This is a genomic window from Flavobacterium sp., from assembly GCF_044369455.1.
Classification (GTDB): domain Bacteria; phylum Bacteroidota; class Bacteroidia; order Flavobacteriales; family Flavobacteriaceae; genus Flavobacterium.
This window is the reverse complement of record NZ_JBIPLW010000012.1, coordinates 74,320-84,680: the sequence shown is the minus strand read 5'-3', so window position 1 is coordinate 84,680 and position 10,361 is coordinate 74,320. Positions and strand designations below refer to the sequence as shown.

Genomic DNA, 10,361 nt, shown 5'->3' with positions numbered 1-10,361 from the left:
TTCTAAATGTAAACAAAGAGAAAATACTTGCAACAAAAAATCTCATTATTGACATAAGAAATAACGGTGGAGGAAGTGATGCTTCATATAGTTCAATCACTCCATACTTATACACTAATCCGATAAGATCAGTCAGTGTTGAATTTCTATCTACAAAACTCAACAATCAAAGAATGTTGGATTTTATCAATAACCCTGAATATGGTTTTGATGATGACGGCAAAAAATGGGCAAAAGAAGCGTATGATAAATTAGAAAGTAAAATAGGACAGTTTGTGAATCTTAATGACCACATAGTTTCGGAAGACAAAAAAGACACGATTTACCCTTTTCCTCAAAATGTAGGCGTTATTATTAATGAAGCCAACGGCAGCACAGCCGAGCAATTTCTATTAGAAGCTAAACAAAGTAAAAAAGTTAAACTATTTGGTGTAACTACATTTGGAGTATTGGACATTTCTAATATGTATTTTGTAGAATCTCCTTGTAAGGAATTTCAATTAGGTTATTCGCTTTCAAGAAGTATGCGAATACCAGACTTTACGATTGATGAAAAAGGCATACAGCCAGACTACTATTTAGACAAAAGCATACCACAATACGAATGGACAGACTATGTAAGCAAAATTTTAAATGGACAATAAAACGCCAGCAGGTAACACGGGTTTGGCAAAAGTGGCGGTTCAGTGCTCCGCAGACACATTTGTGGTTAATCAAAGTTTGGTTCTCCGCATCAACATTTGTGGTGAAAATCGCCACCTTCGCCAAGCCCGAAAACGTTATGAGCAAGCTTAAAAAACCTCTCGTCCTAAAATAGGTTGAATAATCTACTCAACTTTTCGTTCTACACCGTCTTTTTTTATTTTACTATTTTTTAGTTGCTGTTGTTTTTTTTTGACTTGTAACCAAAATATTTTGTTTTTATGGGACGGCACATCATCGGATAATAAGCCTTTTATCAATTTTGAATTATTCTATCTACTTAAAATAATTTAGAAAAATGCAACTACTATTTAATAATTAAAATCTTTTACTTTTTAGATTTTCGCAATTTTTTTTCTGCTTTTTCAACATCTTCTTTCAAATCTTCAATTCTCTTTTCTTGTTTGGCTTTTTCTTTTTCAAATTTTTTGATATCTCTTTCAGATAATTTACCTTTAGCTAATTTTTTATTATGCTTTTCAATGTCTTTCATCAACTCTTTTTGAGCATCCGCTACTTTATCATTTACTCTAGCTAAATCCTTTTCTGATGACTTAATTTTTTTCTGAATATTATTTTGTTCTTTTTGCTCTTTTTTTAATTTATCATTTTGTTTTTCTACTTTTCTATTTTTAGCAGTTTCTTTTTGTCTAGATTTTGCCTCTTTTTTTTCTTTTGCTTTTTCTCTAAGTACTTTATCAGCTTCTTTTTTTGCTTTTTCTTCGGCACTTTTTTGTGCTGCCAAAACAGCAGTGCCAGCAACTGCTGTAGTTGCCACAACTGGAACTACATTATTTGATTCACTTTTTTTGTTCAATAATGGGTCTGCACTTTTTGTTGTTTCATTTTGGGTATTTTCAATCAATTTTTGTTTCTCCAAATCAATTGACTGAATTGAATCAGAAACAATTTTTGTGTTCTCTTCTGTCGTTACGGTTTTGTCTTCTTGAGAATAAATGACTTGAAAAGCCGTAAGTATAACGAATGTTAACAATACTCTAGATTTCATACTTTAAAATTTATTAATTATTAAAAAAATTATGATCCAATTACAATGCTGTACATTAGGTCTGAATGGTTATTAGTTACAAAATATATTTCTACAGAACATTTAAATATCCTTTTCACTGCTGTTAGACCTTTCTATTACTTGATACCAAACAGCGTTAAATTGGCTCTGCCTCGAAGAATGCCTTTGGTATCATACCAAAACTCAACAGATTTTATTTTACGTTTACCTCCTTTAAGGTCAATAATTCTACTTTCTCCACCTTGTGGAATAGCACTACGTAATTCGATATTTTCAGGCAATCCTCCATCATCAAACCTAACAATCATTCGGTTGATGTTCAAGGGTGCGTCAGTAACTTTAAACTTTAATTGCCGAAAGAAATCGTATGGTCCTTGCACAAAAATGGCATCATGATCATTTTTATGATTCGCCTGAGTGGTTCCTAGTAGTTTCCAAGTTCCTTTAGTTCCTGGTCCTGGACGTCTAACTTGCTGTGCTTGAACCATCATTCCGAAAAATAATAGTACTATTAAAGACACTGTTCTTACTTTATTTATATTATTCATATATGTTCTTTATCTTGATAAACAAAAATCAAATCGTATACTTCTTTTCCTTTACCGTTGAAGGCTGATAAAAAGTTCCGACATAATAGTAATTATTTTATTCTTTTTCGACTAAGACTATTTCATATTTATTTTTACCATCAACTTCAATTGGTTGGTAATAGGTTTCTCCAAATTTCACATAGGTAATATCGCCAATTTTAACCTCTTCACCTCCATCTGGTAATTTATCTATAATTGTTCCAGCAGTGGGTGCCACTACAGTATAACCACCATCCGATTTTTCATAATAGGTGTTTCCATAGTAATAATTATTGACCGTTCCGGTATTGACCGTTTGTGCCCCTTCAGGAATATTCACTACGGTGCCTCCAACAGGAGCTGCTACAACAGTATAACCACCGCTGCCTGACTGATACCAAACGCCATTGTCATAATGATAGGGTGTTGGCTGATTGGCTACACTTACTACAACAGCAGTAACGGCCAAAGTGGCTACAAAAAATCCCCACGGATGCCAAGTTGGTCCGTAATAAAAAGGTTGATAAGGATGGTAACGATAGGGGTTGTAGCAATTATAGCCATAACCTCCATAATAATATGGTGGTCTATTGTAATTGACATAACTATTTCGCCTAACAGAAGTGTTTCTGGTGTTATTGACTCTAATGTCTTTGCTATTATCGACATTAATATTTATATTGTTGTTACTCCCAACATTATTACGTCTGTTGTTGGAATTATTGTTGTTATTCCCAACATTAGGTCTGTTATTGGAATTGTTATTATTGTTACCAATATTAGATCTGTTGTTTGAATTGCCAGCACCTGAGCGATTTTGCTGAACTCTATCAGATGATTTTAAACTTCCCCCATTGATGCTGTTGTTTCTTGTTTGTGCGCTTGCGCCTGATGGCCTTGACGCCGCTTGTCTGGATGCAGATGGTCTTGAAGCCGCAGACGCCCCTCCGCCAACGTGTTTTCCTCGTTGTGCTGTTGCTTGTTCCGTTGTTAACAATAGTGATACAACAAAAATCATTAAAGTTAGGACACGATATATTTTAGTTTTCATAATTTTCCTATTTTAGTTTTGAGATTTTGAAATTATTCTGATTTGTTTTGCGCCTGGAGGTGGAAGAAAATCAAACATTGCATTTGGTACAACAGGATTAATTTTCCATTCACTAAAAGTACCTTCATACTGAGGAGTACCTTTTTTGTTTTTGTAAACATATACAAATTTCATTGGTAAATTATAGGCATCATTACTGATCCACAACTGAAAGTCAAAATCAGCGCCAATGGCCAACAATTGAAAACATTCTTTACCATTAATAATGGACTTCCCAATATATTTAATTTCGGTACTGCTAGCAATTAAATCATCCGTAAATGCTGGATAAAAGAAATCGGCAGCAGGAAATTCTACATCATAATCTGCGTTTACTTTATCAATGGTTTCGATTATGGTTTCTGGCGTATCAATAATTCCGTAGTTATTTTCATTGTGAGAATAGTAAGCCAATTGCGTCCCATTATAAAAATAGGTTTGATGCTTTTTACTTCCATTTTTATTGACCAACATTTTGTTAGGACCAACCATGTGGACTTCATCTACACTAAACCTTTTTATCATATTGCCGCCTTCATCATTAATGTCCTCGCCTACATTTAATTTGTAACTGCACGATTGTAGTTCACCAATAAAATCACTCATGCGATCCATAAGCAATATCGCTACCGAATCGGATTTGGCGGATTGTGCATAACCGCAAAAGGAAAGCAGTGCTACGCCAAAAAATAAAATTTGTTTTTTCATAGTATTTTAGTTTAGATTAGATTAGTAAAGTGTTTATTTTTTCAACCGCAACTGTAACCATAGTATCGGTTTTAATTTTTGAAGGTTGTACCTTCCTTTTTAAAGAAAACAAAAGCAATGTGCTGCATAGTATAAAAGCTATTTTCATTTTAAATGGAATAAATTAGTTCTTTTCAAAACGCATCATCGCAATATCGCCCATCATTAAATTCAGGGTTTTGCCGCCTTCAGAAATCGAATAGAAATTAATTTTTTCTAATGTATTATTGTAAACTTTTTCCCCTTCACCTAGACAAGCCATCATCGTCATTCCCATTTTAGCTCGTTCGAAGCTAATGGCATTGCCGTCAACTTTTAAAGTGCCAAAATATTGATTGCAACTGTTATTTCCTGAAAATTTGTTCTCTATTAAATCGAAAGAAAGTATTGGTTTTTTATTGGGATACAATCCGTCAAAAGCAATTCGTGGTCCCGTGATATAGTTTAACTCCCAAGTTCCTTGAAGTGAACTGGTTTTTTTTACTGAAGATTGTGTTGGTTTACAAGCCATAAAAAGGAAAAATAAAAGACTTATTGCAAAAATCAATTTTTTCATAATGTTGACTGTTTTAGCCTATTGCAATTTTAAGAAAAAAAATCGATTGAAAAAATATACTTTGTTACAATAATACAATGATTAACATAATTTTTTTCGGTATGCCCAACTTTTGAATCAAACGTATACATTTAGTCTAGTATTTTAGCGCTTGCTTTTCGTTTCAGTAGGTTTGAATTTATTTAATATTTTATAAATCTGTAATTCTTATTTTAGTAAAAGTAAAACTAAAAAAAAACGCAGTAAAATAAATTACTGCGCTTTCGTACCTTGTTAAAATCTACTTTTGAATTTTCAAGGCTTCAATTTCACCAATTAAAGGAATTGAATCTTGAATTTCAGTTTGTACAGCAGTTTGCATATAATTTTCAAACTGAATTATTTTTGCAGCAGTAACAGCACCGACCGCTTTTTTATATTTACCATAATATTCTGTAAATAATTTTTGATAATCCATATTATTTTTTAGACTGGCTTTTGCAATTCTATCAGCGCTTTCCTCAGATAGATTTGCATAATTTGCGGCAAAATCTTCAATAACAGCTAATTTTGCTTTCCCAAGTGCTTTGCGATCTACTTCAAAAGCATCATATACTGCCCAAAAAGCTGGACCTTGAGCTTCCGGAAGCGCCATATAAGTAACTGCTAATTCTTTTTTTGATTTTCCGTAAATCGCTTGGATTACTTCAAGATCTTCTTTGTTGGTAGATTGTGAGAACATACTCGTTGTAAATACTAGTAATACTGTTAAAAATAGCTTTTTCATAATTGTTTATTGTTGATTATTGATTTGTTAAGATTCTTCAAAAATAAATATTTATTTGATATCAGAACAATTGTTTAGCTACTTTTTCGATACAATTTCAATTTGCAGCTAATTATAAATAATTGATTACAAATGTTTAAAAAAAAATTTGTGAATCTTATTCAGATTTGCATAAAAAGTTAAGATTGAATTTTTAGGATGGAAAAAGACTTCGTGGCGCTGGTATTCAAATTACTAAAGAAACGGCTACTAATGATTATGTACAATTGAAGACAAACGCTCTGCAGTACTCATTTACAGATTGATTAACGGTGATTTTAAACCTCACAATAAAACGGTCGTCAATTTCGATTTTTTTGAGGAGATGCCCGTTTCTTTATTTCTAATTATAAACTTTTGCAGCTTCTCTTAGTGTATCAATTACTTCAGAAAAACTCTAAAAAAAATGAAGAGGACGACAACTACTGAAAGTACTACAGCTATTTTTTTATGCTTGAAATACTCTTTAAAAAAACATCTAAATTAGTCAAAGGCATCAAACTATTTGTAGAAAACCATAATAAAAGACATAAAAATTCGCTGTTTTTTATTAATTTTCGATTAATCCGTATCTGGTGCATCAGGCAATGGCTGGTGTACTTTATGAGGAATATTCCATCGTACATCCAATCTGAAAATGTTTGTTGTCCAATCGGGATTCATGTCTTTATTTGCTCTATCTAATTGTATATGATACACAAAGTTCAATGTCCATTGTTTGTCTATTACATACCCTACACCAAATCGTTGTCTAAAACGCTCCATATATCCTTTTTCAAAAGTGTAAAAACACTCAAAATCGGTAATCCCATACCAAGAATTGGCTTGCCACGGATTTTTCCCAACAGGAAATTCGATACCAAACCTACTTCGGATTCTGTTATTGGTTTTGTTTAAATCATTATTTTCATAATTAAAACTGCGCAATTCATATCGCGTCCAGTTATAAATACGGAGGTCATTCGTGTTTGGGAGATTGATCTTTTCGCCCAATACGTATCGCATTTCTTTACTGTCCTTATTGATTTCGGATTTGTCATTATTTAGTATCAGAAAACAACCTGCTTGAAGTTGGAAATTTTTTTTTGGTTTATAAACAAGCAGACCTGGGAGTCCAATATAGGTTGAGATAATTTTACTATCCGGATTGTTAACATATCCTAAATAAGTAGTAAGGTAAAACTTTTCACTTATGGGATAGGTAGGAACTACGATAAGGCGGTATTCGTTATCTATTGCCTCTTGAGCATATATGGATTTAGAATTCAAAAGAGAAATTACAATCAGCATAACAGCTATCGCATGACGCAAACTGATTTTATTTTGTATTGAAACTCGTTTTTTATACATGCTTAAATTATTTTTTGTATTTATTCTAATTTATGGTCCGAGAATAGTAACCCAATTATTTTGGAAAAACAAAATTTAAAACCGCTCTAATTCCAAAATCAGGGCGATTGTTTTCGGGCATTGCTATCGGAATTCTTGGACCTATGGCCATTTGTACCATTTGAGTGCCCAATTTTGTTATGCCACTTATGGTTGGATTAAAGAAAACCGCTGTAGTTTTACCTTCCCAGTTTTGGGTGATTTCAAAATTCCCTCCTACTCCTGCACCACTTTTCCAGTTGTAAACAAAGAAGGGTTGTATAAACATTTGATTCACATCGGCTCGGTCTTCATTGCCCGCAATCGACCATATTTGATTAACCAATGCTCCATACGTCCAACCATTTTTTTGTTTCAAAACAATGGCTGTTGGTCCGACACCTAGTTTTTCAGTTCCCAAAAATTTATCGGTAGCGGTGGGTACCAAAATGGCTGGCCCAACGCCCCAAGTCAATCCGTTTTTGGCTTCGGCTGGAGAGAAAAAAGCGCTCACTAAAGCATCACTCAAGCCGCTCTGTTGAACACCTGGCGCAGTGATATCATGTTGTGTGACAATAGGTAGTACCACACGACTAATCAAATTCCATTTTTCAGAAATGGAAATTGGGATTACTGGTTGAAAATTTAACGTGTTTCTAGAACCATTAAATGCTCCAATGCCCACATCGGTGTTGTTTTGAAACGGTACACTGATCAGTGACGCAATCGGATTTGCTAATTTTTTGGCCAATTCTTCGGCAGATTGCGCTGGCTTATCTTGTGCTTTTACAGTTACTATGGTAAGTGATACTGCAAAAAAGGTGACCATTATTCTTTTTGTATTATTCATTTTTGATATTTGGTTTTAAATATTTTGAAAACGGTCACCTAAATGATGACCGTTTGTGTTAATTAATTGGTGCTAAAAATTACTTAATTTCTATTGTAACTTGTTCTATAGCTCCATTGAATTTACTTGAGTGACCGGCTTTGTAATTATTACTTACGTTGGTGGCTTCGTCCATTCCAACATCAGCTCCTTCATCCAAACTAAACATGTTGGCATTGGTGTTATCAATCCTTCCTTTTCCGGCTTCAATACCATCAATAATGAACGTTCCATTTCCGCCTTTACCTAAACCACCACCATCATAATCAAATTTAAATACGATAGCATGTTTTCCTGGTGTTAATGCTTTTGTTCCTTTAACATCATACTGTGATTTACCAACCCAATTGTAGGTAAACATAGGAACTCCTTTTAACATATATAAACTGTAACCACCAAATAAACCTCCCATGGCAAGAATAACACCATTACCATTTGCTGGTACTGTTACATCGGCTGTAAAAACCGAGCTTTTATTTTTAATATTTATGAAAGCGTTTTCTTGTAAACCGCCCATGCCAGGGTATAATGTCATTTTAGTTCTACCCGCCATAGCATCAGGTCTTCCTGCTATTTCCGGATTTAATCTTTCGACACTTCTATCGTCTAAAGGAAAAACTTGATATTTCACTGCTTCTTTCGCAAACAAATCTTTCATTTCTTTTACTTTTTCAGGATTTTCGGCAGCCACATTGGTGCTCATACTAAAATCTTTCCTTACGTTAAAAAGTTCCCAAGTATCCTCTGATAATGGACGACGGGGTGTTGTTTCCCATGCAGCTCTATGAACCACTCTTGCCATCCAACCATCGTTATAAATTCCTCTATTGCCAGCAATCTCAAAATATTGAACTTTGTGTGTTTCAGGTGCTTTTGCATTAGTAAAAGTTGAGACCATACTCACGCCCTGTATAGGCTCTTGCTTTACGCCATTGACACTTGTTGGTTGAGGCACATTACATAATTCTAAAATTGTTGGCGCAATATCTATTACATGGTGAAACTGATCTCTGATTTGTCCTTTATCTTTAATCATTTTGGGATATTCGATAATTAAGCCATTTCTGGTACCACCAAAATCTCCTGCAATTTGCTTCGACCATCCAAATGGAGTGTTACCCGCAATTGCCCATGCTGCTGCAAAATGACCATATGATTCACGCCCACCAAATTTTGGTATTTGTTTCTCTAAATCATTCATTTCTTCCTGGATAGCATTGAAATAGGTATTCTCGTTAAATAAGCCATTAGCCGATCCTTCTGCACTGGCTCCATTATCTCCCAAAAGGTAAATAAAAACTGTATTCTCTATTTCTCCAATAGATGCTATATAATCATGTAATCTACTAATTTGATCATCGGTGTGCTCTGCAAAACCAGCATACACTTCCATTTGGCGGGCATATACTTTTTTCTGAACAGGCGTTAAAGAATTCCATGGTTTAATAAAAGCATCCGTTGGTGCTAATTTAGTACCCTTAGGAACAATTCCCATCTCTATTTGGCGAGCCAATGTTTTTTCACGAAGTTCGTCCCAACCACCGTCAAATTTTCCTTTGTATTTGTCAATATAACTTGCAGGTGGTTGATGTGGTGCATGACAAGCTCCCGGAGCAAAATACATGTAAAAAGGCTTATCTGGTGTCATTGATTGCTGTGCTTTCATCCATTCAATCGCATTGTTTGTCATATCGGTAGTGAAATGATAATTTGGATCCTCAGTATCTACTTCAGCACGGGTTGTTCCATTCCAAACGCCAGGGAAAAACTGATTAGTTTCACCACCCATAAATCCATAAAACTTTTCAAAGCCCTGACCGGTTGGCCAATTTTCAAAAGATCCTGAACTATGAATTTGCCAAGCTGGTGTTTCGTGATTTTTACCAAACTGAGCTGTATTAAAACCGTTCAGTTTTAATACCATTGCAGTTTGTGCAATAGATAGTGGCCTCACTCCTGTATTGCCAGGAAATGCAGTTGCAACTTCGGTAATACCAGCCATGTTATTACTATGGTGATTGCGACCAGTGAGTAGTGCAGTTCTTGATGGAGAACACAAGGCGGTGGTATGAAAACGGTTGTAACGTAATCCGTTTGCTGCTAATTTATCAGCAAAAGGCATGTTAATTGGCCCGCCAAATGTATTACTCATACCAAAACCAAAATCATCTACCAATACTAAAATGACATTGGGCGCGCCTTTTGGTGCTTTTACTTCCCATTGTGGAGGAGCGGTTGCTTTTCGTGCATCCTCTTCGGTATATGGCTTGCCTACTGGCGGTGTCATAGGAAGTACCCTACGAGTTTCTGTTGTTTGGGCATAAGTATTAATTGATAGCAATGCTGAAACAGCATAAAAAACTACATTAAAATTTTTTTTCATCTTTTTAAATATTCAGTTTTTGATACATTAATTTTGCGAATTTAATAACAATTATTTAAAAATAAATGAATAAAATCAATTATTTTATGTTAATTTAACATGAAAGAAAGAAACGTGTTAGTTTTTAAATTTATTCAAAACACTCACTTTCATAAAACAAACGGTCATCACAATGATGACCGTTTGTTTATTTTTAACTAAATAATAAAGTTTATTCCTTAC

General features: G+C 34.3%; 10 protein-coding genes. 1 reads left to right on the top strand and 9 read right to left on the bottom strand.

Annotation, left to right across the window (positions count from 1 at the left end):
• The coding region (locus tag ACIQ2L_RS11415; RefSeq protein ID WP_396158881.1) for a S41 family peptidase at nt 1–644 on the top strand (644 nt) is incomplete at its 5' end.
• A gap of 386 nt (nt 645–1,030) precedes the next feature.
• Here ACIQ2L_RS11415 and ACIQ2L_RS11410 read toward each other — a convergent pair.
• The 9 genes from ACIQ2L_RS11410 to ACIQ2L_RS11370 all read right to left on the bottom strand — a co-directional run bounded on the left by ACIQ2L_RS11410 (nt 1,031) and on the right by ACIQ2L_RS11370 (nt 10,139).
• The gene (locus ACIQ2L_RS11410; RefSeq protein ID WP_396158879.1) at nt 1,031–1,711 is read right to left on the bottom strand and encodes a hypothetical protein; all 681 of its coding nucleotides are present in this window, start codon (nt 1,709–1,711) and stop codon (nt 1,031–1,033) included.
• 137 nt (nt 1,712–1,848) lie between these two features.
• Nucleotides 1,849–2,280: a hypothetical protein gene (locus ACIQ2L_RS11405; RefSeq protein WP_396158877.1), complete on the bottom strand. Its 432-nt coding sequence runs from the start codon at nt 2,278–2,280 to the stop codon at nt 1,849–1,851.
• Nucleotides 2,281–2,377: 97 nt separating this feature from the next.
• Nucleotides 2,378–3,352 carry a DUF6515 family protein gene (locus ACIQ2L_RS11400; protein ID WP_396158875.1) on the bottom strand — a complete coding sequence of 325 codons (975 nt, stop codon included), beginning with the start codon at nt 3,350–3,352 and terminating at the stop codon, nt 2,378–2,380.
• A gap of 12 nt (nt 3,353–3,364) precedes the next feature.
• Nucleotides 3,365–4,099 (bottom strand): DUF2092 domain-containing protein, encoded by a 735-nt coding sequence (locus ACIQ2L_RS11395; protein ID WP_396158873.1) that lies wholly within the window; start codon nt 4,097–4,099, stop codon nt 3,365–3,367.
• A gap of 163 nt (nt 4,100–4,262) precedes the next feature.
• Nucleotides 4,263–4,694 carry an META domain-containing protein gene (locus tag ACIQ2L_RS11390; protein ID WP_396158871.1) on the bottom strand — a complete coding sequence of 144 codons (432 nt, stop codon included), beginning with the start codon at nt 4,692–4,694 and terminating at the stop codon, nt 4,263–4,265.
• A 280-nt stretch (nt 4,695–4,974) separates the two neighbouring features.
• On the bottom strand, nt 4,975–5,460 hold the full coding sequence (locus ACIQ2L_RS11385) for a hypothetical protein (RefSeq protein WP_396158869.1): 486 nt from the start codon (nt 5,458–5,460) through the stop codon (nt 4,975–4,977).
• Between the two features lie 600 nt (nt 5,461–6,060).
• The gene (locus tag ACIQ2L_RS11380) at nt 6,061–6,849 is read right to left on the bottom strand and encodes a DUF2490 domain-containing protein (RefSeq protein ID WP_396158867.1); all 789 of its coding nucleotides are present in this window, start codon (nt 6,847–6,849) and stop codon (nt 6,061–6,063) included.
• 55 nt (nt 6,850–6,904) lie between these two features.
• On the bottom strand, nt 6,905–7,717 hold the full coding sequence (locus ACIQ2L_RS11375) for a hypothetical protein (protein WP_396158865.1): 813 nt from the start codon (nt 7,715–7,717) through the stop codon (nt 6,905–6,907).
• A gap of 79 nt (nt 7,718–7,796) precedes the next feature.
• Entirely contained in the window at nt 7,797–10,139 is a 2,343-nt protein-coding gene (locus ACIQ2L_RS11370) for an arylsulfatase (RefSeq protein ID WP_396158863.1), read from the bottom strand.
• Between the last annotated feature and the right edge of the window lie 222 nt (nt 10,140–10,361).